We start from the raw sequence: 24,715 nt of genomic DNA, 5'->3' as shown, positions 1-24,715 counted from the left end.
GTCATTAAACGGCACCGCAGGCGGTGCCGTATACAGGTTTATTTTGTTGGCAGGTTGTCAAAAACATCCAGAGCCCGGGCGGTGTAGGTTAACGCAGCACCGGCGTTCAGACTGATGGCAACGGAAAGCGCTTCAGCTATCTCTTCACGCGTTGCGCCTTTCTTAACCGCAGCTTCCACATGTACCGCCAGGCAACCATCACAGCGAGTGGTAACGGCAACAGCCAGCGCAATCAGTTCGTGGGTCTTGGGATCAAGGTGCTGATTTTCAGAAGCCCCTTTATCCATCTGCTGTAAGCCTTTCATAAATTCAGGCTGCAGTCTGGCAAATTTCCCGACGGTGGCCAGCAGGCTGGTGCGATATTCATTCCAGTTTAAAAACATTCATAGCTCCGGTACGTGTAGGTTTCAGAAAATGCCCGTTACAGGACGTCGTAAATGCGGATTTCAGGCGCGCTGTTCAGATACGGTTTCAGTGCTTCAACGACATCCTGGGTGAAAAGCGGACTGCTGAGATACGCCTGTGCCTGGGACACGGTTTTAAATCCGTGCAGGACCTGTACGTCCTCGTCACGAACAAGCAGTTCTTTAGAGGTGGCACCGTCGATGGTGGTCAGGAACGGGGTTTTGTATTGCTGGTAGACCCCGGCGGCTGCCGCACGGTTTTCATTACTGATATCAAGGCTGATTTGCAGATAAGCCATCGTTCTCTCCTTCGCTCAGGGTTAAGGCAAGGCGGCCGGATAAGGTACCGGCCTGCTTTACCGTTCGTTGAGGGCGATTATGAGAAAGCCGGTTATCTTCAACAAATCAGTTAATCTTGCGTTGCAGAAAAGAAAAACTATGTCGGGCGTCTGAAGAGAGAAGCATCATGCCGGTACGCGATGACCCTTGCCGCATGATGCTTAAAAAAGGGGGAGTTATGGATTGTCAGAGACCACGTCATGAAGAAGCCAGTCGTGAAATATTTTTACTTCTTCACGCATGGCGGTGTGCTGCGGGGTCACCAGGTAGTAAGACCATGTTAACGGCCAGCGATGGTCTGGGTGCAATTGAACCAGTTGCCCGGTTTCAATCAGCTGTTTCACCAGCGCGTGACGCACAATCGCCACCCCCCGGCCGCTCAGGGCCGAGAGAATAACCGCGGAGGTGGAGTTAATATGCAGCCTGCTTTCCAGCGCGCCAGGGGCATTGACGGTACGGAGAACGTCGTCCCAGGAGGGAAAATTCGCGCCCGGGTGCGGCGTGTCATCGTGGATCAGCTTCTGCGTGGCGAGCCAGTCACCACAGGCAATTTTCTCCGGAGGCACCAGGCGGGGGCTACAGACCAGCACCGCCTCTTCATCCATCAGCCAGGTTTTATTCACGCCGGGCCAGTCTCCCTGTCCGCAGCGAATGCCGATATCCGCCTCGCCGTGCGATACGTCCATCAGCTTTTCCGTGACGTTAAGCCGCAGATCGATTGTGTCATGCGTTTCTGAGAACCGGTTAAGACGCTCCATTAGCCAGTTCATCATCAATACCTGAGAGGCGGTGACGACCACGACAGAACGTGCGCGACGTCCGCGCAGTTTGTTTAACCCGCTTTCCAGCTTGTCCAGGCCCTGCGTAATGTCCTGCAGCGCATCCTGAGCCTCATCCACCAGCGTCAGGCGCTCCTTACCCGACCGCGTACGGCGAAGCAGCGGGTGGCCAACCCAGTCTTCGAGCGAACGAACAAGCTGGCCCACTGCGGCAGGCGTCACGCCAAGCTCTTGTGCCGCACCGGTAAAGCTACCGTGACGGGCGGTCGCTTCAAAAGCATGTAGCCATTTAAGTCTGTTCAGGGAACGCATTGCAGGTACTCCGATTTATTCTTTCTTTCAGTATACCTGAGCGAAGAAGATTTTCTTTCCTGTGTCGCAATTTCTTCTCAGTCGTCAACCCTGGTGCAGGGTGGCATTCTGGATGCACACGATGAGGAGCGAGGCTTTTCATCAATGACAACCAAATGTTTTAAAAGAGGTTAGCGATGAACGCATCTTTTGCCGGTAAAAAGCTGTTAGTGGTCGGTGGTACAAGCGGTATGGGCTTCGAAACGGCGAAGCGGGTTCTGAAAAACGGTGGCAGCGTGGTGCTGGTGGGGAACCGCAAGGACAAAGCGGAGCAGGCTCGTCAGGCGCTGGCGGTCGACGGGCCGGTATCCATCATCGTGGCTGACCTGATGAAAGAAGAGGGTATGCAGCACGTGATGAATACCATCAATGCTGAACACAAAGACATCAGCCTGCTGGTCAATGCCGCTGGCGTGTTCTTCCCGAAACCGTTTACTGAACATGAAGCGTCAGATTATGACATGTACATGAGCATCAACCGCGCGACCTTCTTCATCACCCGTGATGTGGTGCGCAATATGGTTGATGCCGGTATTAAAGGCTCCATCGTCAATATCGGCTCTATGTGGGCACAGCAGGCCATCGGGGCCACGCCGTCTTCCGCATATTCCATGGCGAAAGCCGGCCTGCATGCGTGGACCAAAAACCTGGCTATTGAACTGGGCGGGAAAGGCATTCGCGTCAATGCCGTGTCTCCGGCCGTTGTTCACACGCCAATTTATGAAGGCTTCATCCCGAAAGACGATGTAAAAGAGGTGATGAACAGCTTCGACAGCTTCCATCCGATTGGCCGCGTGGGTACGCCGGGCGATGTGGCTGAAACGGTTGCCTTCCTGCTTTCTGACAAGACAGGCTGGGTCACCGGCGCAATCTGGGACATTGACGGCGGCGTCATGGCTGGCCGTAACGCATAATACACCGCTCATCACAGGTGATACCGTGAATAAAACTTTTCGTGCTATGCAGATTTCCTCGCCGGGCGTGCTTGAAATGGTCGTCAGACCGTTGCCCGAGCCGGGACCCGAGGACGTACTGATTAAAATTGAGGTATGCGGCGTTTGTGGTGCCGATCTTCAGGATGCGGAGAAGGTACCGGAAGCGGGGCAGCCCGGGCGCATTCCGGGCCATGAAATTGTGGGCCACATTACCCGGAAAGGAGATGCAGTTCCCGGGATCTGGCACACCGGTCAGCGCGTGGGCGTCGGGCGTCTTGGGGGATATTGCCAGCATTGCCCGCCTTGCCGTAACGGGCTTTTTCACCTGTGTGAAAATCAGCTAACGCCGGGGCTGAGCTGTGACGGAGGTTACGCCGAGTATGTTGTTATCCGCCATACCGCGCTGATTGCCATTCCTTCAGCGCTCACTTCCGTTCACGCGGCCCCGATCTTGTGCGCCGGTACGGCAACCTTTAACGCGTTGCGTCAATCCGGTGCCAGCGCGGGAGACAGGGTGGCTATTCTCGGTATTGGTGGCTTAGGCCATATGGCGATTCAGTACGCCCGGAGGATGGGGTTTGAGGTTATCGTGATTGCGCGCGGCAGTGAAAAGGCACATGACGCTTTACAGCTGGGCGCTCATCACTATATCGATGCGCAGACGGAAAACGCGGCGGAACGGCTGAGAGCGGAAGGCGGTGTCGAGATTATTGTGGCCACTGCCCCGGATGCAGACGCGGTTTCAGCGTTATTGCCAGCCCTGGCCCCCAGAGGAAAAGCGATCCTGTTGGGTGCCGGACGCACACCGTTGCAGGTCATGCCGGGTATGATGATTGGCGCGGAACGCACCCTGACTGGTTCATTTGTCAGCACCCCGTCGCAAACCGAACGCGCACTGCGTTTCAGCCACCTCTTTCAGACGCTGCCAGTCACAGAGCTGATGCCCTTTGAACAGGCAAATGAGGCGCTCGACAGGTTACGGCAGGGAAAGGCTCGCTACCGGATAGTGCTTACGATGAACCCGGATAACTGATCGGCAGAAACACCGTCTGGCGGGGAGCCAGACGGTGGAGAGGTTACGCTTTACGCGTTGCCGCTTTCATTGCGCTCACAAACGTTTTCAGCTCAGCCAGCATTTGCTCTGGCTTGTCCACGTTCTTCTCAATGATTTTAACGATAGCGGAGCCTGAGATTGCACCGGCTGCGTTAGCGTTAATTGCCGCCGTGACCTGATCGGGAGATGAAATCCCAAAGCCCTGCAGCGGAGGGGCCGCGTGGTATTCAGCCAGCTTCTCGACCAGATGATGCAGAGGCAGCGCCGCTTTGTTCTCCGCGCCGGTTACACCCGCACGGGAGAGCAGGTAGGTATACCCGCGACCATAAGAGGCAATCTGGCGCAGCAGTTCATCATCGGCGTTTGGCGGGCAGATGAAGATAGGTGCCACGTTATGGCGCATCGCCGCCTGGCGGAACGGCGCAGATTCTTCAACCGGTACGTCTGCCACCAGCACCGAGTCAACGCCCACACGCGCGCATTCTGCATAAAAGGTATCAATACCGCGACTGAAGACCAGGTTAGCATACATTAACAGGCCAATCGGAATGGTCGGGTGCTTCTGGCGGATAGCGGCCAGCATCTCAAAACATTGCCCCGGGGTGACACCGGCCGCGAATGCCCGCAGCGTTGCGTTCTGGATAGTCGGGCCATCGGCCAGAGGATCGGAAAACGGAATACCCAGTTCCAGCGCGTCGGCACCGGCCTCAATCAGGGTGTCGATAATTTTCAGCGACTGCTCAGGACCCGGATCACCCAGCGTCACGAAGGGAACGAACGCGCCTTCCTGGCGAGATTTCAGTGCTGCAAATGCGTTATCGTAGCGTTCCATCAGATTTCCCCTCGTGCTTTCAAAATATCGTGAACGGTGAAGATGTCTTTATCACCGCGACCGGAAAGGTTAACCACCAGCAGTTGCTCTTTTTCCGGGTTCTCTTTCATCATTTTCAGCGCATGCGCCAGGGCGTGAGAGGACTCCAGGGCAGGAATGATCCCTTCGTGGCGACAGAGCGTTTTAAACGCCTCCAGGGCTTCGTCATCGGTAATGGAAACGTAGTCCGCACGACCGGTGCTGTTCAGGAAGGCGTGCTGAGGCCCAACGGAAGGGAAATCCAGGCCTGCCGAGATAGAGTATGACTCTTCAATCTGGCCGTCATCGGTCTGCATCATCGGCGCTTTCATACCGAAGTAGATCCCGACGCGACCATGTTTCAACGGTGCGCCGTGCTCACCGGTTTCAATCCCGTGGCCTGCAGGTTCAACGCCAATCAGCCCGACGCTGGTTTCGTCGATGAAATCAGCGAACATGCCGATAGCGTTAGAGCCACCGCCAACGCAGGCGATCACCGCATCCGGCAGGCGACCCTCTTTTTCCAGGATCTGCGCTTTGGTCTCTTCGCCAATCATGCGCTGGAATTCACGCACAATCGTCGGGAACGGGTGCGGGCCTGCAGCGGTGCCGAGCATATAGTGCGCGGTTTCATAGCTGCCAGACCAGTCGCGCAGCGCTTCGTTACACGCATCCTTCAGCGTCGCGGAGCCGCTGTGCACCGGGATCACTTCAGCGCCCATCAGACGCATACGGAATACGTTAGGTGACTGGCGCTCAACGTCTTTTGCGCCCATGTAAATGCGGCATTTCAGACCGAGAAGGGCGCTGGCAAGGGCTGATGCCACCCCGTGCTGGCCTGCGCCAGTTTCAGCGATGATTTCGGTTTTACCCATCCGTTTTGCAAGCAGCGCCTGACCCAATACCTGGTTGGTTTTATGCGCACCGCCGTGCAGCAAATCTTCACGCTTAAGATACAGCGTGGTTTTGGTGCCTTCGGTCAGGTTACGGCATTTCGTCAGGGCCGTTGGACGGCCAGCGTAGTTTTTCAGCAGGTCGGTAAACTCAGCCTGAAACGCCGGATCTTTCTGCGCGCTCACGAACGCTTCTTCCAGCTGGCGCAGGGCGGGCATCAGGATTTGCGGGACGTACATCCCGCCGAACTCACCAAAATAGGGGTTTAGTAATGTCGTCATCTTCTCTTCCTTAATATGCACGCAGAGTTTTAAATACCGAGGCCAGCTTACTGGCATCTTTGATGCCCGGTTGCGACTCTACGCCTGAATTGAAATCGAGGCCCGCGCAGCCCGCTTTGGCGGCTTCCACGCAGTTATCCGGGCTAAGTCCACCCGCCAGCAAAACATTGTCCAGCACTTCGCCGTGCAACAGGGACCAGTCAAAACGCTGACCCGTGCCGCCCTGTCCGTTATCGAGTACGTATTTATCAACATGATTCAGGTTACGCTCAGGCAACCTGTCGCCCACGCTCTGCGCTTTCCAGATTTGCACCTGAGGTGCCAGCGCGCTGCGCAGGGCATCGATATAGGCCTGATCTTCGTTGCCATGAAGCTGTACCGCATGCAGAGATAACGCTTCGGCTTTTGCTACCACGTCGGCGATATCCGCGTTGCGAAAGACCCCCACATAGCTGAGTGGCGCTGCCGTCATCACCTGACGCGCCTGCGCTTCGGTCACCACGCGCGGGGAGGAGGCGACAAAAATCAGCCCGCCGTAAATCGCACCGGCGTCATACGCAGCCAGGGCATCCTCTTCACGGGTTAAGCCGCACACTTTGTTTTCACCCAACAGTACACGGCGCACCGCGGCATTGAGATCGTCATGTTCCATCATTGCAGAACCAATCAGGAAACCGTTGGCGAAATGGCTCAGCTCGCGGACCTGAGCGTAGCTGTTAATACCGGATTCACTGATCACGGTGACGCCAGAGCCCAGACGCGGCGCCAGCTGGCGCGTGCGGTTCAGGTCAATCGACAGGTCACGCAGATCGCGGTTGTTGATGCCGACCACTTTGGCTTTCAGCGCAATGGCGCGTTCCAGCTCCTCTTCGTTGCTCACTTCGGTCAGCACGCCCATGTTCAGACTGTGCGCGACCGCAGCGAGCTGGCGATACTGTTCGTCATCCAGCACTGAGAGCATCAGCAGGCAGGCATCGGCCTGGTAAAAGCGAGCGAGCCAAATCTGATACGGGTCGATAATAAAGTCTTTGCACAGGATCGGTTGTGGCGCGATCCCGCTGACAACAGGCAGGAAATCGAAGCTGCCCTGGAAATACTTCTCATCCGTCAGCACGGAGATGGCTGACGCATGATGTTTGTAGATACCGGCAATTCGCGCCGGATCGAAATCGTCACGGATAACGCCTTTCGACGGAGACGCTTTTTTGCACTCAAGAATAAACGCGGTGCGTGCGCCCTGCAGAGCATCATAGAAACGACGGCTGCTCGGGACAACGTCATTCTGGAAGCTGGCCAGCGGCTGCTGTGCTTTACGTGCTTCCACCCAGATGGCCTTATCGGCAACGATTTTCGCTAAAACGGTCTGCATTCTTTACCCTCTTGCCGCAAGTGCGGTAACGCGATCGTAAGCTGCACCTGAGCGCAGTACGTTCAGAACTTTTTGTGCGTTGGCTTTGAGATCTTCCTCGCCGTGCAAACGCATCAGCATCGCGACGTTGGCAGCCACGGCGGCCTCGTGGGCAACCTCTCCTTTACCTTGTAATAAGCGCGTCAGAATGTCACGGTTTTCTTCAGGCGTGCCGCCCGCCAGCGCTTCCTGATGGTAAGGCGTTAAACCAAAGTCGCTCGCCTCCAGCTGATAGCTCAGGATTTCACCGTCGCGAAGTTCGGCCACCAGCGTTGGCGCATGCAGCGACACTTCATCCATTCCCCCACTGTGAACCACCGCGGCACGTTGATAACCCAGCACGCGCAGGGTCTCTGCAATCGGCAGAACCAGCTCCGGGCTGTAGACGCCAATTAGCGCCAGCGGCGGATGGGCCGGGTTGATCAGCGGGCCGAGCACGTTAAACAGCGTGCGGGTTTTAAGCTGCTGGCGAACCGGCATCGCATGGCGGAAACCGGTGTGATATTTCGGCGCAAACAGGAAGCAGACGCCCAGGTCGTCCAGGGCTTCACGCGAACGTTCGGCGTTCATCTCGAGATTGATGCCGAATGCGGCCAGCAGGTCCGACGATCCCGACCGGCTGGAGACGCTGCGGTTACCGTGCTTCGCCACTTTCAAACCACAGGCAGCCGCCACGAAGGCGCTGGCGGTGGAGATATTGATGCTGTTGCTGCCATCACCACCGGTACCGACGATATCCGCAAACATATAGTCCGGGCGCGGGAACGGGGCGGCATTTTCCAGCAGCGCCGTTGCCGCACCGGCAATTTCCTGCGGGCTTTCACCGCGAACTTTCATGCTCACCAGCGCGGCCGCCAGTTGTTCAGGCTTCAGTTCACCGCGAACCACGGCGGAGAAGAGCTGGTGGCTCTCCTGCTGGCTCAGGGTCTGTGCCTGATACAATTTTTCCAGAACAGGTTGCAGGGTGTTGGTCTGTTCCAGTTTCTGCAGCGCCCAGTCCAGGGTCTGTTCCAGCAGACGCGCGCCGTGAGAGGTGAGGATTGACTCCGGATGGAACTGCATCCCACAGACACGATCGGTATCGTGACGTACGGCCATCACCATGCCTTCGAACGAGGCGTTAATGGTCAGGCCAGCCGGGATGTTGCTGCCGACCAGCGAGTGGTAGCGCGCCACCGGCAGGGGATTCGGCAGCCCGGCAAACATCGCCTGACCGTCATGTTCAATGCTGGAGGCTTTACCGTGCAGGATTTCACCCGCCTGGCCGACGTATCCGCCATAGGCTTCAACAATCGCCTGATGCCCCAGGCAGATGCCGATAATAGGCAACTTGCCGCGCATACGGGTCAGCAGTTCAGGCATACAGCCCGCTTCACTGGGGGCGCCGGGGCCAGGAGAGAGCATCAGCACCGGGTTTTGCATGGTTGCCAGACGCTCAATCAGGGTTTGCGCCGGTACGTGGTTACGATAGATAACGACGTTGTGACCATTCGCACGCAGCTGATCTGCCAGGTTATAGGTAAAGGAGTCGATGTTATCGAGCAGCAGAATGTCAGCCATCAGAAAATCTCCTGTGCATGGTGTGCGGTAGCGATGGCGCGCAATACCGCGCGAGCTTTATTGCGCGTTTCGTCAGCTTCAGACTGCGGAACAGAATCAAGAACCACCCCGGCGCCCGCCTGGACGGTGGCAATGCCGTCTTCAACATAGGCAGAGCGGATAACGATGCAGGTATCAAGGTCACCGTGCGCGGTGAAATAACCCACCGCACCGCCATAGCTGCCGCGACGACGCCCTTCGGCGGCGGCGATAAGCTGCATTGCACGGACTTTCGGCGCACCGCTCAGGGTGCCCATATTCATGCAGGCGCGATAGGCATGCAGCACGTCGAGGTCGTTGCGCAGTTCACCCACCACGCGGGAGACCAGGTGCATCACGAAGGAGTAACGGTCGACTTTCGTTAAGTCAGCCACATAGCGGCTGCCGGGAGTACAAATGCGGGCCAGATCGTTACGCGCCAGGTCAACCAGCATCAGGTGCTCGGAGAGCTCTTTGTGGTCGGTGCGCATTTCCAGTTCGATACGGCTGTCGAGATCGCGATCCAGAGAGCCATCGGCGCGACGCCCGCGCGGACGTGTACCGGCAATCGGGTAGATCTCGATCTGGCGGCTGGTGGCGTCGTATTTCAGGGAGCTTTCCGGTGACGCGCCAAACAGGGTGAACTCGTTGTCCTGCATAAAGAACATATACGGGCTTGGGTTGCTCTTTTTGAGCACGTCATAGGCCGCCAGCGGCGACGGGCAGGGCAGTGAGAAACGACGGGACGGGACGACCTGGAAAATTTCCCCGGCGCGAATCGCCTTTTGCATCTGACGCACCACGGCACCGTACTGATCGTCGGTCTGGTTAACCTCACAGGTCATCTTCTCTACATGCTGAACCGGCAGAGCGGGTGGCGCTTCGGTCATTTGCTGTTGCAGCTGAGCAATGCGCTGCTCAAGACGTGTTTTCTCGGTCACGGATGGCGTGAACAGACTCGCCTGAATACGGGTGTATTTTTTCTGATGGTCGATCACCAGCAGGGTCTCGGCCAGGTAGAAGCAGTAGTCAGGGCAGCGGTTGCCCTGTTCGGTTTCCGGCAGGTCTTCGAAACCGGCGACCAGATCGTAAGCAAACAGCCCGCCAAAGAACATTGCTTCGCGTTCATCTTCTGGTACCGAGACCAGGTTTTGCAGCAGGCGGAAGGCATCGAAGACTGACAAAGAACAGAGGCGTGCATCTTCGTCAAGCAGTTGGCTGACCGGCGGGAAATGCAGTACCCGCACTTCCGGGTGACGTTCATTCTCGATGCCCGCTGGCAGGGAAGCGTCCAGCAGTGGCAGCAGCGCGGCACCGTTCTCAGAGAGCGCCTTAATCGTGACAGTGTCACCCAGCGCGGTAATGCGCAATGCGCTGTCGACCAGCAGCAGGCTTTTAAGATCGTCTTTACTGTCAATATCTGCGGATTCCAGCAGCAACGTTGCCGGACGCGCACCGCAGACCTGATGAAACAGCGCGGTTGGGTTGTGGCGATAGACCGCCTCGCAGGTCAGCAATTCGAGGTGTGGTTTGGCTGTTTGCATTATGTTGTTCTCATTTATTCTGTTCAAAAAAAAGCCCGCTTAGTCGCGGGCTGGGTATCTGTTTGCATTTTGCAGACGTGTGACACTGCCCGATAATCAGGATGTGCGCCACCAACCGTGCAGAGTGAAATGTGCTGTCATTTTCAGATACCTTTCTCGTGTGAACTTGCGTACTAGTTAACTAGTTCGATGGCGAGTTGTCAACCCTTGATTTCAGAATTTCGCGCCAAGCCGTTATCATAGGGGTTTCGGATGTCTTTAACCTGCTATGGGAAGTGCTTTGAGCGATACCACCTACGCCGTAATTTATGATTTACACAGCCATACTCAGGCCTCTGATGGCCTGCTGACACCCGAAGCCCTGGTTCATCGCGCCGTTGAAATGCGTGTTGGCACGCTGGCGATAACCGATCACGATACGACAGATGCTATTCCTGCGGCGCGCGCCGAAATTGCCCGCAGCGGACTGGCGCTGAATCTGGTGCCCGGCGTCGAAATTTCGACAGTCTGGGAAAATCACGAAATTCACATTGTTGGCCTCAATATCGATATTGAACATCCGGCAATGCGTGCGTTTTTGCAAGAACAAAAATCGCGCCGCAACGAACGCGCCGAAATGATTGGTGAGCGACTGGAAAAAGCGCATATTCCCGGAGCGCTGGAAGGTGCACAGAAACTGGCAAACGGTGGGGCGGTGACGCGCGGCCATTTTGCCCGTTTTCTGGTTGAGGCGGGCAAAGCCACAACGATGGCGGACGTGTTTAAAAAATATTTGGCACGCGGGAAAACCGGTTACGTTCCGCCACAGTGGTGTACAATAGAACAAGCTATTGATGTCATTCATCATTCTGGCGGTAAGGCCGTGCTCGCCCATCCGGGGCGGTATAATCTTTCTGCTAAGTGGCTGAAAAGACTGCTGGCACACTTTGCCGAATGTGGCGGTGAGGCGATGGAAGTCGCCCAGTGTCAGCAGGCGCCCAATGAGCGTGCGCAGCTCGCGACCTACGCGCGTCAGTTCGGTCTGCTGGGTTCGCAGGGGTCGGATTTCCATCAACCCTGTGCGTGGATCGAGCTGGGACGCAAGCTCTGGTTGCCCGCAGGCGTTGAGCCCGTCTGGCAGCTCTGGGAACAGCCGCAGAAAATTGAAGAGAGGGAAGTATGAGTCAGTTTTTCTATATTCATCCGGATAACCCGCAGCCACGCTTAATTAATCAGGCCGTGGAGATCGTTCGCAAAGGCGGCGTGATTGTCTACCCGACCGATTCTGGCTACGCGCTGGGCTGTAAAATTGAAGACAAAGGGGCGATGGAGCGCATTTGCCGCATTCGTCAGCTGCCGGACGGCCATAACTTTACCCTGATGTGCCGCGATCTTTCTGAACTGTCGACCTACGCGTATGTCGATAACGTGGCGTTTCGTCTGATCAAAAATAACACGCCGGGCAACTACACCTTTATTCTTAAAGGAACCAAGGAAGTGCCGCGCCGACTGTTACAGGAAAAGCGTAAAACCATCGGGATGCGCGTACCGTCCAACCCGATTGCGCAGGCGCTGCTGGAAACCCTCGGCGAGCCGATGCTTTCGACCTCTTTAATGTTGCCTGGCAGCGAGTTCACCGAATCCGATCCCGAAGAGATTAAAGACCGTCTGGAAAAGGTGGTCGAGTTGATTATTCATGGCGGCTACCTTGGTCAGCAGCCAACCACCGTTGTTGACTTAACCGAAGATGCGCCAGAAGTGATTCGTGAAGGCGTGGGTGATGTTAAGCCTTTCTTGTAAGGGTGTAAGCAGATATACTACGCGGCCATCAAAGCAGGGCTGAGCCCTCTTTTGACCTGATTCGACGCCTGTGAAGGCGACACCTGAGGAAGCTCAATGAGCGAGAAGTTACAGAAAGTGCTGGCGCGTGCCGGCCACGGTTCACGCCGTGAAATCGAAGCCATTATTGAAGCGGGTCGCGTGAGTGTGGACGGTAAAATCGCCACGCTGGGTGACCGCGTAGAAATCGTACCGGGATTGAAGATCCGCATCGACGGTCATCTTATTTCCGTGAAAGAGTCCGCTGAGCAGATCTGCCGCGTGCTGGCGTATTACAAGCCAGAAGGCGAGCTGTGTACGCGCAACGACCCTGAAGGTCGCCCGACGGTGTTTGACCGTCTGCCTAAACTGCGCGGCGCTCGCTGGATTGCCGTGGGTCGTCTGGACGTGAATACCTGCGGCCTGCTGCTGTTTACCACTGATGGTGAACTGGCAAACCGTCTGATGCACCCTAGCCGTGAAGTGGAACGCGAATACGCCGTGCGTGTCTTCGGCCAGGTTGATGAGAATAAACTGCGCGATCTGTCACGCGGCGTTCAGCTGGAAGACGGTCCTGCGGCATTTAAAACCATCAAATTTACCGGTGGCGAAGGCATTAACCAGTGGTACAACGTTACCCTGACTGAAGGCCGTAACCGCGAAGTGCGTCGTCTTTGGGAAGCGGTAGGTGTGCAGGTGAGCCGTCTGATCCGTGTCCGTTATGGCGACATCCTGCTGCCAAAAGGTCTGCCACGGGGTGGTTATACCGAGCTGGATCTGACACAGACTAACTACCTGCGTGAACTGGTTGGCCTGACGCCAGAAACCACCTCTAAAGTGGCGGTGGAAAAAGATCGTCGTCGTATGAAGGCGAATCAGATCCGTCGTGCGGTGAAACGCCATAGCCAGGTGAGCAGCAACCGCCGCTCTGGCAGCCGTAACAACAACGGTTAACATAAAAGCCCGGTGAAGATCACCGGGCTTTTTTCTTAGTAATCAATACCGATTTGCGCTTTGATTCCCGCGTCAAATGCGTGTTTGACCGGACGCAGTTCGCTGACGGTATCAGCAAGCTCCAGTATTTCCCGATGACAGCCACGCCCCGTGACGATAACCGTCTGGTGCGCCGGGCGTTGTTGTAACGCCTCCAGTACCGCATCCAGCGGGAGATAGTCGTAGGCCACCATATAGGTTATCTCATCCAGCAGAACCATATTCAGGGCGGGGTCTGCCAGCATTCTTTTGGCGTGCTCCCAGACTGCAAGACAAGCTGCAGTATCGGTTTCCCGGTTCTGCGTATCCCATGTAAAACCTGTCGCCATCACCTGAAATTCAACGCCATGCGGTTCAAGCAGATTACGTTCGCCGTTGGGCCATCCGCCTTTGATGAATTGAATGACGCCCACTTTCTGCCCGTGACCGACAGCACGCGTGGCGGTGCCAAATGCAGCGGTAGTTTTACCTTTGCCGTTACCGGTAAAGACGATAATTATCCCGCGCTCGTCCTGTGCGGCCGCAACGCGCGCATCGACCTGTTCCTTCAGACGCTGCTGGCGTTGTTGATGGCGTTCTTCACTCATTGCGAAATCCCTGGTTTACGGCCCGGCTGGGCATCGAAGGTCATCCCCGTTTTACGACGGCTGTCGTCGCCCATCAGCCAGAGATAGAGAGGCATAATGTCTGCGGGTGTTTTCAGTTTCTGCGGGTCTTCCGACGGGAAGGCGCTGGCGCGCATTTTGGTGCGCGTTCCTCCCGGGTTAATGCAATTTACGCGCAGATGGCGGCTTTGATACTCTTCCGCCAGCACCTGCATCATCCCTTCAGTCGCGAATTTTGAGACGGCATATGCTCCCCAGTTGGCTCGACCTTCGCGGCCTACGCTTGAGGAGGTAAAGACCAGCGAGCCGGACTCGGATTTAAGTAATAAAGGAAGCAAAGCCTGCGTCAGGAAAAACGTGCCGTTGACGTTGACCTGCATCACCTGCTGCCAGATATCGGGATCCTGTTCGTCCATAGGACGGACTTCTCCCAGCAAACCCGCATTGTGCAGGACACCGTCCAGCCGCGGATAGTGGGCGCTAATACGGTGAGCAAGCTCCTGGCACACCGCTGGCGTGCAGGTGAGTAAATCGAGGGTATACCACGGGGCCGGAATGCCGCCTGCCGCCTCTATTTCCTGCGCGACGCTTTTCAGTTTCTCTTCGTTACGACCAATAAGAATAACGCTCGCGCCATAGTCAGCGTAGGTCAGGGCCGCCTCGCGACCAATTCCGTCGCTGGCACCGGTGACCAGAATGATGCGATTTTGCAGCAGATTTTTTTGCGGTTGATAATGCACGGGGACTCCTCTGGCGCGCAGTGACGCAATGACGCCTTCTTTATGACTTTTCGGCTTTATGCCCGAATTAGCATGAGAATTCAATCAGTCTACAGGAGGCATTACTGTAAAATTAACAATTTGCAAATATTTAAACCCCCATGTGGGGATTCCTGAAGCAGGCTCGCAGAGGTAATGTCACGAGCGAGACGCATGGGCAGGGCTGTTGTACACTGCCGTGAAAGAATCGTGGTTAAACAAGGTGGAACGCGTGGAATTACTTTCTCAGTATGGGTTGTTTTTGGCCAAAATCGCAACGGTGGTGATTGCCATTGCGGTGATTGCCGTTCTGATTGTAAACCTGACGCAGCGTAAGCGTCAGCGTGGGGAGTTACGCATTACCCGCCTGAGTGAGCAGTATAAAGAGATGCAGGAAGATATGTCTCTGTCGCTGCTCGATAGCCATCAACAGAAGCAGTGGCTTAAAGCGCAGAAGAAAAAGCATAAACAGGAAGCCAAAGCGGCAAAAGCGAAAGCCAAGCTCAATGCACCGCAGGATGAGGCAAAGCCACGCGTCTATGTGCTCGACTTTAAAGGCAGCATGGATGCGCATGAAGTTTCTTCTTTGCGCGAAGAGGTCACTGCCGTTCTTGCCGTGGCAAAACCGCAGGATCAGGTGGTGGTGCGTCTTGAAAGCCCGGGCGGTGTGGTACACGGTTATGGACTGGCTGCGTCACAGCTGCAGCGCCTGCGTGAAAAACAGATCCCGCTGACCGTTGCGGTGGATAAAGTCGCGGCGAGCGGTGGCTACATGATGGCCTGCGTCGCGGATAAAATTGTGGCGGCACCGTTTTCTATTATTGGTTCAATCGGTGTGGTTGCGCAAATCCCTAACTTTAACCGCTTCCTCAAAAACAAAGAGATCGACATTGAACTGCACACGGCCGGGCAGTACAAACGCACTCTGACGCTGCTGGGGGAAAACACGGAAGAGGGGCGTCAGAAATTCCGTGAAGATCTCAATGAAACGCACCACCTCTTTAAAGACTTTGTGCACCGCATGCGCCCATCGCTCGATATTGAGCAGGTCGCGACGGGGGAGCACTGGTACGGGATCCAGGCCCAGGAGAAAGGACTGGTAGATGAAGTGGGCACCAGCGATGACCTGCTGCTGAACCTGATGGATGGCCGTGAGCTGGTGGGCGTGCGCTTTACGCAGCGCAAGCGTCTGCTCGATCGCTTTACCAACAGTGCGGCAGAAAGTGCCGATCGGCTGTTGCTCCGCTGGCTACAGCGCGGACAAAAACCGTTGCTGTAAACAAAAACGCGAGGCTCAGGCCTCGCGTTTTGCATTAATCAACCAGGTGATATTTCTCTGAAAGCGTATGCGCCAGGTATTTAAACATGTTAAACACGGCGGTGCTTTTCGGGGTAGGTAGCCCCTGTTCGTCAAGGAAGTATTCGCCGCTGAAAACCAGCACGCCATTACGCTGTTCTACGCCGGTGGCTTCAATGCCCGCCAGAGTATCTTCATGATCACGGATAAGCTTGTTTGCTTCGATAAGCAGAGAGACTCGGTCAATTGGTTGGGTCGTATTGTGCATAATCCACTCCTTAAACAGTGACAATAGTCTACGCCGAGGGCGCTTTGGGGGCAAATTTTCCCTGTAATCTGAGGGGATAAGGTGCAGGAGCCTGGCTGGCGTGATTTGCTTTTGCATGCTAATAAAGTTGCGTAACGGATTTTATCAGGTAGAGTGTGCGCTTTCGTCATTCTGGCAACAGAATTGCTTGACATTCGACCGGTAATTCGTCACGAATCATATGAGGCGTGAGAAAAATACCCGAAAACTCAATCACCTGGGCGTCATTTCTCTGACGTTCGGTAAGACAAAGGGGTTGATATCCCCTGACGCAGTCGCAATATCAATGACGCGTCGTCAGTGGAAGGGAAATCAACGTGCGGCGTATTCCTGGAAGAATTAAATTAGGTAAAGGTGAATATGGGTAAAGCTCTCGTCATCGTTGAGTCCCCGGCAAAAGCCAAAACGATCAATAAGTATCTGGGTAATGACTACGTGGTTAAGTCCAGCGTGGGTCATATCCGCGATTTGCCGACCAGTGGCTCAGCCAGCAAAAAGAGCGCAGACTCTACCTCCACCAAAGGGGCTAAAAAGCCTAAAAAGGATGAACGTAGCGCGCTTGTCAACCGCATGGGTGTTAACCCATGGCATAACTGGGATGCACAATACGAAGTGCTGCCCGGGAAAGAAAAAGTCGTTAATGAGCTGAAGCAGCTTGCTGAAAAAGCAGACCACATCTATCTCGCAACCGACCTTGACCGCGAAGGGGAAGCCATTGCGTGGCACCTGCGGGAAGTGATCGGTGGTGATGACAAACGCTACAGCCGTGTAGTGTTTAACGAAATTACGAAGAATGCGATTCGTCAGGCGTTTGAAAAGCCGGGCGAACTGAACATTGACCGTGTAAACGCGCAGCAGGCACGTCGCTTTATGGACCGTGTTGTGGGCTACATGGTGTCTCCACTGCTGTGGAAAAAGATTGCCCGTGGTCTGTCCGCAGGCCGTGTGCAATCCGTTGCCGTGCGTCTTGTCGTTGAACGTGAACGCGAAATTAAAGCGTTTGTGCCAGAAGAGTTCTGGGAAGTCGACGCGAATGTCACCACGCCGGGCGGGGATGCTCTGCCGCTGCAGGTGAGCCATCAGAACGACAAGCCTTTCCGTCCTGAAAACCGTGACCAGACCATGGCCGCGGTGGCGCTGCTGGAAAAAGCACGCTATCAGGTTCTGGAGCGTGAAGACAAACCGACCAGCAGTAAGCCTGGCGCACCGTTTATTACCTCTACGCTGCAACAGGCCGCAAGCACGCGTCTGGGTTATGGCGTGAAGAAAACCATGATGATGGCCCAGCGCTTGTATGAAGCGGGTTACATCACCTACATGCGTACCGACTCGACTAACCTGAGTCAGGATGCGGTTAACATGGTGCGCGGCTATATCGGTGACAATTTCGGTAAGAAATACCTGCCGGAAAGCGCTAACCAGTACGCCAGCAAAGAGAACTCACAGGAAGCGCACGAAGCCATTCGTCCTTCTGACGTCTCTGTGTTAGCGGAATCGCTGAAGGATATGGAAGCCGACGCCCAGAAGCTGTACCAGCTTATCTGGCGCCAGTTCGTCGCGTGTCAAATGACACCCGCGCAGTATGATTCCACTACGCTTACCGTTGGTGCGGGTGATTTCCGTCTGAAAGCGCGTGGCCGTATCCTGCGTTTCGACGGCTGGACGAAAGTCATGCCTGCACTGCGTAAAGGCGACGAAGACCGAACGCTGCCGGCGGTGAACAAAGGGGATGAACTCTCTCTGGTTGACCTCGTGCCAGCTCAGCACTTTACCAAGCCGCCTGCGCGCTTTAGCGAAGCATCGCTGGTAAAAGAGCTGGAAAAACGCGGTATTGGTCGTCCGTCAACCTATGCGTCAATCATTTCGACCATTCAGGATCGTGGCTATGTGCGTGTTGAAAACCGCCGTTTCTACGCTGAAAAAATGGGTGAGATCGTAACCGACCGTCTGGAAGCTAACTTCCGCGAGTTGATGAACTACGACTTTACCGCACAGATGGAAGACAGCCTTGACCAGGTTGCCAGCCATCAGGCGGAATGGAAGAAAGTGCTCGACAGCTTCTTCAGCGACTTTACCAACCAGCTTGAAAAAGCGGAGAAAGATCCTGAAGAGGGCGGCATGCTGCCTAACCAGATGGTACTGACCAGCATCGATTGCCCAACCTGTGGCCGTAAGATGGGGATCCGTACTGCGACAACAGGCGTCTTCCTCGGTTGCTCCGGCTATGCGTTATCGCCGAAAGAGCGCTGCAAAACCACCATCAACCTGGTACCTGAGAACGAAGTTCTTAACGTGCTGGAGGGTGACGATGCAGAAACCAATGCCCTGCGTGCCAAACGTCGTTGTAAGAAATGTGGCACGGCGATGGACAGCTACCTGATCGATCCGAAACGCAAATTGCACGTTTGCGGGAATAACCCAACGTGTGATGGTTATGAGATCGAAGAGGGTGAGTTCCGCATCAAAGGCTATGACGGCCCTATCGTTGAGTGTGAGAAGTGTGGCTCGGAAATGCACCTGAAAATGGGGCGTTTCGGGAAATACATGGCGTGCACCAACGACGAGTGTAAGAACACCCGTAAGATTCTGCGTAACGGTGAAGTCGCGCCGCCGAAGGAAGATCCGGTTCCGCTGCCAGAATTGCCGTGTGAGAAGTCTGACGCCTATTTCGTGCTGCGTGACGGTGCTGCCGGGGTCTTCCTCGCGGCCAACACCTTCCCGAAATCGCGTGAAACCCGCGCGCCGCTGGTGGAAGAGCTGCATCGCTTCCGCGACCGTCTGCCTGAGAAACTGCGTTATCTGGCCGATGCGCCACAGCAGGATCCTGAAGGGAATAAAACGGTGGTACGTTTTAGCCGTAAAACAAAACAGCAGTACGTTGCGGCTGAGAAAGAGGGGAAAGCGACCGGCTGGTCCGCCTTCTTTGTCGACGGAAAATGGGTTGAAGGCAAGAAATAATCTTCCCTTACCGTAACTTACCTGTAAAAGGGCCGGACTTCCGGCCCTTTTTTATTACCTTGTTATTATTTTTTGTTCCGTACTATACAGTCAGGCTATAAATGATATAGTGGTTATAGTTAACCCTTTTCTTATTATCAAATCGTCTTAAGCGATTGACCGCGTGCGCTAAATCGGATGGTCTGGCATGAAATTACAGCAGCTTCGTTATATCGTTGAGGTGGTGAATCACAACCTCAACGTCTCTTCTACCGCTGAGGGGTTATATACCTCGCAACCGGGCATCAGCAAACAGGTTCGTATGCTGGAGGACGAATTAGGTATCCAGATTTTCGCTCGCAGCGGTAAGCACCTTACGCAGGTGACACCCGCCGGGCAGGAAATCATTCGTATTGCCCGGGAAGTCCTCTCCAAAGTTGACGCTATTAAGTCCGTGGCGGGTGAACATACCTGGCCGGATAAAGGCTCGCTTTATATTGCCACAACGCATACTCAGGCGCGTTATGCGCTGCCAGGCGTTATTAAGGGCTTTATAGAACGTTATCCGCGCGTCTCTTTGCATATGCATCAGGGCTCGCCCACGCAAATCGCTGAAGCGGTTTCAAAGGGCAACGCGGACTTTGCCATCGCGACAGAAGCGCTTCACCTGTATGACGATCTGGTTATGCTACCGTGCTACCACTGGAACCGTTCTATCGTAGTGACCCCGGATCATCCGCTGGCGGGGAAAGGGTCGGTGACTATTGAAGAGCTGGCGCAATATCCTTTAGTGACATACACCTTCGGCTTCACCGGACGTTCTGAGCTTGATACGGCCTTTAACCGGGCGGGATTAACGCCGCGCATTGTCTTTACCGCCACGGATGCTGATGTCATTAAAACCTATGTGCGGCTTGGCCTGGGCGTTGGGGTGATTGCCAGCATGGCCGTCGACCCGGTTTCAGATCCGGATTTGGTTCGTCTTGATGCGCACGATATTTTCAGCCACAGCACGACCAAAATTGGTTTCCGTCGCAGCACCTTCCTGCGCAGCTATATGTATGATTTTATTCAACGCTTTGCCCCGCATTTAACGCGTGACGTGGTCGATACGGCTGTTGCATTACGCTCAAATGAAGATATTGAAGATATGTTTAAAGACATCAAACTTCCGGCAAAATAATCACTCCCGGTATCTTTCCCTCACGGAAAGATACCGAATTAACTCCTCAAAGCTAAATCATAATTATCATCATCTACATTGTCCCTGCCATATAATGTCATTACCCATTTAATTTGTATGGTTTTAATGTCGTGAATTGGCGACAAAAGTAGAAACTAATTTACGGCTACGCAAATATTTCTTTTCAATTATTTATTTCTGGTCAAAAGATTGAATATTTCCCACCAATTGATGCGTAAATTCACTGGCTTTTCGGCTAAAGTTTCTTTAGGATTTATCTCAACAGATGATTAATTGTACCAATTGTTTGGTCCTAAATGATAAGCGATATCGATTGTATGAGGTTAGCAATGCCTTCAGGAAGTGAAGAACCGCAAAGGGATCCTGCGCTCAAGCGTAAAGCCTGGCTGGCGGTCTTTCTCGTCTCCGCCCTGTTTTGGGTAGTGGTTGCTCTCCTTGCCTGGAAATATTGGGGTTGAATATGGCAGTGACGGTACGTACAGAAACGGTAAAACAGATGTGTCAGCATCGTGACAGTGGTCACAAAGGACGCAAAGCACCTGCGACCGTTGTCCCCGCGTCCTGGAAACTGACGCCACAGCAGCAAGCCTTTATTGATGTGTTCGCAGAAGACGAACCCAAAAAACAATAATTTAGTTAATTGCGTAATGATGCAAATAGTCTGAATAAAGACTCTGCACCTTTGTACTCTTTAATAAATACACATCAGCAATATAGAACTGAGGGCAAACCTCGGAGCCTTTTTAAAAATAATGCCTGGTGTACCCTATGATGAATAACATGATGTCTCACAAATACTGGTCATGGCTCGGCGTTTTTTCTGTGTCGATCCTGTTCTGGTCTCAGCTCATCTGGCTGGCCTTCCTGTAAATCCAAAACCTCGCTGCGGCGGGGTTTTTTGTTTTCGCACTTCACTGGACCATTCCTAAATTTATCAATTCGGGTTGTTATCAAAACGTTACGACATCTTTGTGTTATCTTTAATTACAGCCCTGATGATTGTCAGGACATCTCTGTAATTAAGGAGGAGCTTATGTCGTTAACCCTACGCGAAGCCAGTAAGGACACATTACAGGCAGAAAACAAAACCTGGCATTACTATAGCCTGCCACTGGCTGCCAGAACGCTTGGGGACATTTCGCGTTTACCCAAGTCCTTGAAAGTTTTGCTGGAAAACCTCTTACGCTGGCAGGATGGCGATTCCGTCACCCTCGAGGATATCCAGGCGCTGGCGGGATGGCTGAAGAGTGCCCATGCCGACAGAGAAATAGCCTATCGCCCGGCGAGGGTCCTGATGCAGGACTTTACCGGTGTTCCTGCCGTGGTTGATTTAGCCGCCATGCGCGAAGCCGTTAAGCGCCTCGGGGGCGATACGGCAAAAGTGAATCCGCTTTCTCCCGTTGACCTCGTGATTGACCACTCCGTGACCGTTGACCACTTTGGTGATGATGACGCTTTTGGCGAAAACGTACGTCTGGAGATGGAACGTAACCACGAGCGCTATGTCTTCCTGAAATGGGGGCAACAGGCGTTCAGCCGCTTTAGCGTGGTTCCGCCTGGAACCGGTATTTGCCATCAGGTTAACCTCGAATATCTGGGCAAAGCCGTCTGGAGTGAATTGCAGGATAAAGAGTGGGTGGCTTATCCGGATACGCTGGTCGGGACGGATTCACATACCACCATGATTAACGGCCTCGGTGTGCTGGGGTGGGGCGTCGGGGGTATTGAAGCGGAAGCGGCTATGCTTGGTCAGCCGGTGTCGATGCTCATTCCTGATGTGGTGGGCTTCAAACTCACCGGTAAGCTGTCGGAAGGCATTACCGCCACCGACCTGGTGTTGACCGTCACCCAGATGCTGCGTAAGCATGGGGTGGTGGGTAAATTTGTTGAATTCTACGGTGACGGGCTGGATTCGCTGCCGCTGGCCGATCGCGCCACGATCGCCAATATGGCGCCGGAATATGGCGCGACCTGTGGCTTCTTCCCCATCGATGACGTCACGCTGGAATATATGCGCCTGAGTGGTCGCAGTGAAGAGCAGGTCGCGCTGGTCGAGGCCTACACTAAAGCGCAGGGGATGTGGCGAAACCCGGGTGATGAGCCGGTATTTACGAGCACGCTTGAGCTGGATATGGGAAGCGTCGAGGCGAGTCTTGCCGGGCCAAAACGTCCGCAGGATAGGGTCGCGTTACCGGACGTGCCGAAAGCTTTTGCCGCCAGCAATGAACTGGAAGTCAATGTCGCGAAAAAAGATCACCGTCCAATAGACTATGTCCTGAACGGACATCAGTATCAACTTCCGGATGGCGCGGTGGTTATTGCCGCTATCACCTCCTGCACCAACACCTCGAACCCAAGCGTTTTGATGGCCGCGGGACTGTTGGCCAAAAAAGCCGTTGAGCTTGGTCTGAAACCGCAGCCGTGGGTTAAGGCTTCGCTGGCACCGGGCTCTAAAGTGGTTTCAGATTACCTGGCGCAGGCAAAACTCACCCCGTACCTTGACGAGCTGGGCTTTAACCTCGTGGGTTACGGATGTACTACCTGTATCGGTAACTCCGGTCCGCTGCCTGAGCCGATTGAAACGGCGATCAAGCAGGGCGATCTTACCGTGGGTGCGGTTCTTTCCGGTAACCGCAACTTTGAAGGGCGCATTCATCCGCTGGTGAAAACCAACTGGCTGGCCTCGCCGCCGCTGGTTGTGGCTTACGCGCTGGCGGGAAACATGAACATCAATCTCACGACAGACCCGATTGGTCACGATCGCAAGAACGAGCCTGTTTACCTGAAAGATATCTGGCCGTCTTCACGCGACATCGCGCGAGCCGTTGAAAAGGTCTCAACCGAAATGTTCCGCAAAGAGTATGCGGAAGTGTTTGAGGGCACGCCGGAATGGAAAACAATTAACGTCGTGGGCTCGGATACCTATGGCTGGCAGGATGATTCGACCTATATTCGTCTGTCACCGTTCTTCGATGACATGCTGGCTGAACCTGCTCCCCTTAAGGATATCCACGGGGCGCGTATTCTGGCGATGCTGGGCGATTCCGTTACCACGGACCACATCTCGCCGGCAGGCAGTATCAAAGCCGACAGCCCGGCAGGGCGCTATCTGCAAAGCCGTGGGGTGGAACGCCGGGATTTCAACTCCTACGGATCGCGTCGTGGTAACCACGAAGTGATGATGCGCGGGACGTTTGCCAACATCCGCATCCGCAACGAAATGGTTCCGGGCGTGGAAGGGGGCATGACGCGTCATTTACCTGGCACGGAAGTGGTTTCGATTTATGATGCCGCCGTTAAATACCAGCAGGAAGGCACGCCGCTGGCGGTGATTGCCGGTAAAGAGTACGGCTCCGGCTCCAGTCGAGACTGGGCAGCGAAAGGTCCGCGCCTGCTTGGGGTTCGCGTGGTCATTGCCGAATCTTTCGAGCGTATTCACCGTTCGAATCTTATCGGGATGGGGATCCTGCCGCTAGAGTTCCCGCAGGGCGTCACCCGCAAAACGCTGGGACTGACCGGGGAAGAGCAGATTGATATTAGTGGTCTGCAAAACCTGCAGCCGGGTAAAACGGTTCCGGTGACGTTAACGCGAGCAGACGGTAAAACGGAAGTGCTTGAATGCCGGTGTCGCATTGATACGGCAACCGAGCTGACCTACTACCAGAACGACGGCATATTACATTACGTGATTCGTAAAATGCTGGATTGACGCAGTCAGCCCGGCTCGCGATGGCGATGCCGGGCATCTCGCGATCACTCGCTCAGGAGGTGACCCATTTTGGCGGCTTTGGTATCAAGATAGTGGGCATTCTTCGGGTTACGGCCGACAATCAGCGGAACACGTTCGACGATATTGATCCCCGCTTCGGTCAGGATTTCCACCTTTTTCGGGTTATTGGTCAGCAGACGGACCTCATCTACCCCAAGAAGCTTGAACATATCGGCGCACAGGGTAAAGTCGCGCTCATCGGCAGCAAACCCGAGCTGGTGGTTCGCTTCAACCGTATCGTATCCCTGATCCTGCAGCGCGTAGGCGCGGATTTTATTCAGCAGGCCAATATTACGACCTTCCTGACGGTGATAAAGCAGCACCCCACGACCTTCTTCAGCGATGTGAGAAAGGGCGGCTTCAAGCTGGAAACCGCAATCACAGCGCAGGCTGAACAAGGCATCGCCAGTCAGACACTCCGAATGTACGCGAGAGAGTACCGGCGTCTGTCCTGAAATGTCACCGAACACCAGCGCGACATGATCCTGTCCGGTTGCCAGTTCTTCAAATCCCACCATCAGGAAATCGCCCCATGGGGTTGGCAGTTTGGCTTCTGCCACACGTTTAAGCTGCATGTGATTCTCCAGAGTAGGCTGACACGTTTCGTGCCTTTCGCCTGTTTGGCTTTCTG

25 protein-coding genes and 1 other annotated feature are annotated in these 24,715 nt (G+C 54.7%); of the genes, 12 read left to right on the top strand and 13 right to left on the bottom strand.

Going from position 1 to position 24,715, the window contains the following annotated elements:
* Window positions 1-38: 38 nt before the first annotated feature.
* From AM379_RS20795 to AM379_RS20785, 3 genes are all read right to left on the bottom strand, one after another.
* Window positions 39-383 carry a carboxymuconolactone decarboxylase family protein gene (locus AM379_RS20795; RefSeq protein WP_014170390.1) on the bottom strand — a complete coding sequence of 115 codons (345 nt, stop codon included), beginning with the start codon at window positions 381-383 and terminating at the stop codon, window positions 39-41.
* Window positions 384-421: 38 nt separating this feature from the next.
* Window positions 422-703 (bottom strand): hypothetical protein, encoded by a 282-nt coding sequence (locus AM379_RS20790; RefSeq protein WP_014170391.1) that lies wholly within the window; start codon window positions 701-703, stop codon window positions 422-424.
* Between the two features lie 216 nt (window positions 704-919).
* Window positions 920-1,834: a LysR substrate-binding domain-containing protein gene (locus AM379_RS20785; protein ID WP_014170388.1), complete on the bottom strand. Its 915-nt coding sequence runs from the start codon at window positions 1,832-1,834 to the stop codon at window positions 920-922.
* A 176-nt stretch (window positions 1,835-2,010) separates the two neighbouring features.
* On the opposite strand from AM379_RS20785, the gene AM379_RS20780 reads away from it, so the two are divergent.
* Both AM379_RS20780 and AM379_RS20775 read left to right on the top strand, forming a co-directional pair.
* On the top strand, window positions 2,011-2,787 hold the full coding sequence (locus AM379_RS20780) for an SDR family NAD(P)-dependent oxidoreductase (protein WP_044858489.1): 777 nt from the start codon (window positions 2,011-2,013) through the stop codon (window positions 2,785-2,787).
* A 25-nt stretch (window positions 2,788-2,812) separates the two neighbouring features.
* Window positions 2,813-3,841 carry a zinc-binding dehydrogenase gene (locus AM379_RS20775; RefSeq protein WP_106504175.1) on the top strand — a complete coding sequence of 343 codons (1,029 nt, stop codon included), beginning with the start codon at window positions 2,813-2,815 and terminating at the stop codon, window positions 3,839-3,841.
* Between the two features lie 43 nt (window positions 3,842-3,884).
* Here AM379_RS20775 and trpA read toward each other — a convergent pair whose 3' ends face one another.
* The 6 genes from trpA to trpL all read right to left on the bottom strand — a co-directional run bounded on the left by trpA (window position 3,885) and on the right by trpL (window position 10,558).
* Window positions 3,885-4,694, bottom strand: coding sequence for a tryptophan synthase subunit alpha (gene trpA, locus AM379_RS20770; RefSeq protein ID WP_063214342.1), 810 nt, complete (start codon window positions 4,692-4,694; stop codon window positions 3,885-3,887).
* Window positions 4,694-5,887, bottom strand: a complete 1,194-nt coding sequence (gene trpB / locus AM379_RS20765) for a tryptophan synthase subunit beta (RefSeq protein ID WP_020882431.1) — start codon at window positions 5,885-5,887, stop codon at window positions 4,694-4,696. Before trpB ends, trpA begins: the two co-directional genes overlap by 1 nt.
* Before the next feature lie 10 nt (window positions 5,888-5,897).
* On the bottom strand, window positions 5,898-7,256 hold the full coding sequence (gene trpCF / locus AM379_RS20760) for a bifunctional indole-3-glycerol-phosphate synthase TrpC/phosphoribosylanthranilate isomerase TrpF (RefSeq protein ID WP_020882432.1): 1,359 nt from the start codon (window positions 7,254-7,256) through the stop codon (window positions 5,898-5,900).
* Between the two features lie 3 nt (window positions 7,257-7,259).
* A complete protein-coding gene (gene trpD, locus AM379_RS20755) occupies window positions 7,260-8,855 on the bottom strand; it encodes a bifunctional anthranilate synthase glutamate amidotransferase component TrpG/anthranilate phosphoribosyltransferase TrpD (protein WP_014170382.1) in 1,596 nt (531 codons plus the stop codon).
* The gene (locus tag AM379_RS20750) at window positions 8,855-10,417 is read right to left on the bottom strand and encodes an anthranilate synthase component 1 (protein WP_025203978.1); all 1,563 of its coding nucleotides are present in this window, start codon (window positions 10,415-10,417) and stop codon (window positions 8,855-8,857) included. The genes trpD and AM379_RS20750 overlap by 1 nt, the downstream gene beginning before the upstream one ends.
* Window positions 10,418-10,442: 25 nt before the next feature.
* Window positions 10,443-10,537: a sequence feature (Trp leader region), on the bottom strand.
* Window positions 10,514-10,558 (bottom strand): trp operon leader peptide, encoded by a 45-nt coding sequence (gene trpL / locus AM379_RS24660; RefSeq protein WP_106993556.1) that lies wholly within the window; start codon window positions 10,556-10,558, stop codon window positions 10,514-10,516. (Overlaps the previous feature by 24 nt.)
* A gap of 127 nt (window positions 10,559-10,685) precedes the next feature.
* On the opposite strand from trpL, the gene rnm reads away from it, so the two are divergent.
* The 3 genes from rnm (at window position 10,686) to rluB (ending at window position 13,168) form a co-directional block, all read left to right on the top strand.
* Entirely contained in the window at window positions 10,686-11,579 is an 894-nt protein-coding gene (gene rnm / locus AM379_RS20745; RefSeq protein ID WP_106504174.1) for an RNase RNM, read from the top strand.
* Entirely contained in the window at window positions 11,576-12,196 is a 621-nt protein-coding gene (locus AM379_RS20740) for an L-threonylcarbamoyladenylate synthase (RefSeq protein ID WP_003856793.1), read from the top strand. The genes rnm and AM379_RS20740 overlap by 4 nt, the downstream gene beginning before the upstream one ends.
* A gap of 96 nt (window positions 12,197-12,292) precedes the next feature.
* Complete coding sequence (gene rluB / locus AM379_RS20735; RefSeq protein WP_008502809.1) at window positions 12,293-13,168, top strand: 23S rRNA pseudouridine(2605) synthase RluB; 876 nt, start codon at window positions 12,293-12,295, stop codon at window positions 13,166-13,168.
* Window positions 13,169-13,203: 35 nt separating this feature from the next.
* Here rluB and cobO read toward each other — a convergent pair whose 3' ends face one another.
* Entirely contained in the window at window positions 13,204-13,794 is a 591-nt protein-coding gene (cobO, locus tag AM379_RS20730; RefSeq protein ID WP_063214345.1) for a cob(I)yrinic acid a,c-diamide adenosyltransferase, read from the bottom strand.
* Entirely contained in the window at window positions 13,791-14,552 is a 762-nt protein-coding gene (locus AM379_RS20725; protein ID WP_020882436.1) for a YciK family oxidoreductase, read from the bottom strand. Before AM379_RS20725 ends, cobO begins: the two co-directional genes overlap by 4 nt.
* A 250-nt stretch (window positions 14,553-14,802) precedes the next feature.
* On the opposite strand from AM379_RS20725, the gene sohB reads away from it, so the two are divergent.
* On the top strand, window positions 14,803-15,849 hold the full coding sequence (gene sohB / locus AM379_RS20720; RefSeq protein WP_020882437.1) for a protease SohB: 1,047 nt from the start codon (window positions 14,803-14,805) through the stop codon (window positions 15,847-15,849).
* 34 nt (window positions 15,850-15,883) lie between these two features.
* On the opposite strand, the gene AM379_RS20715 is transcribed toward sohB, so the two are convergent.
* Window positions 15,884-16,135 (bottom strand): YciN family protein, encoded by a 252-nt coding sequence (locus AM379_RS20715; protein WP_020882438.1) that lies wholly within the window; start codon window positions 16,133-16,135, stop codon window positions 15,884-15,886.
* A gap of 399 nt (window positions 16,136-16,534) precedes the next feature.
* On the opposite strand from AM379_RS20715, the gene topA reads away from it, so the two are divergent.
* The 6 genes from topA to acnA all read left to right on the top strand — a co-directional run bounded on the left by topA (window position 16,535) and on the right by acnA (window position 24,024).
* Window positions 16,535-19,132 (top strand): type I DNA topoisomerase, encoded by a 2,598-nt coding sequence (gene topA / locus AM379_RS20710; protein WP_020882439.1) that lies wholly within the window; start codon window positions 16,535-16,537, stop codon window positions 19,130-19,132.
* Window positions 19,133-19,319: 187 nt separating this feature from the next.
* Window positions 19,320-20,294, top strand: a complete 975-nt coding sequence (gene cysB / locus AM379_RS20705; RefSeq protein WP_063214347.1) for an HTH-type transcriptional regulator CysB — start codon at window positions 19,320-19,322, stop codon at window positions 20,292-20,294.
* Window positions 20,295-20,632: 338 nt separating this feature from the next.
* Entirely contained in the window at window positions 20,633-20,773 is a 141-nt protein-coding gene (locus tag AM379_RS20700) for a YmiA family putative membrane protein (protein WP_214579162.1), read from the top strand.
* 2 nt (window positions 20,774-20,775) lie between these two features.
* Entirely contained in the window at window positions 20,776-20,946 is a 171-nt protein-coding gene (locus AM379_RS24225; protein WP_032669764.1) for a hypothetical protein, read from the top strand.
* Between the two features lie 140 nt (window positions 20,947-21,086).
* The gene (gene ymiC / locus AM379_RS24435) at window positions 21,087-21,185 is read left to right on the top strand and encodes a small membrane protein YmiC (RefSeq protein ID WP_032669830.1); all 99 of its coding nucleotides are present in this window, start codon (window positions 21,087-21,089) and stop codon (window positions 21,183-21,185) included.
* Between the two features lie 163 nt (window positions 21,186-21,348).
* Window positions 21,349-24,024 carry an aconitate hydratase AcnA gene (acnA, locus tag AM379_RS20695; RefSeq protein WP_032678290.1) on the top strand — a complete coding sequence of 892 codons (2,676 nt, stop codon included), beginning with the start codon at window positions 21,349-21,351 and terminating at the stop codon, window positions 24,022-24,024.
* A gap of 44 nt (window positions 24,025-24,068) precedes the next feature.
* Here the strand turns inward: acnA and ribA are convergent, their stop codons facing one another.
* Complete coding sequence (gene ribA / locus AM379_RS20690) at window positions 24,069-24,659, bottom strand: GTP cyclohydrolase II (protein ID WP_003856813.1); 591 nt, start codon at window positions 24,657-24,659, stop codon at window positions 24,069-24,071.
* Window positions 24,660-24,715 lie beyond the last annotated feature (56 nt).

The sequence above is a fragment of the Enterobacter cloacae complex sp. FDA-CDC-AR_0132 genome, assembly GCF_003010695.1.
GTDB classification, from domain to species: domain Bacteria; phylum Pseudomonadota; class Gammaproteobacteria; order Enterobacterales; family Enterobacteriaceae; genus Enterobacter; species Enterobacter ludwigii.
Note: the sequence above shows the minus strand (reverse complement) of the source record. Positions and strands in the feature narration are given on the sequence as shown.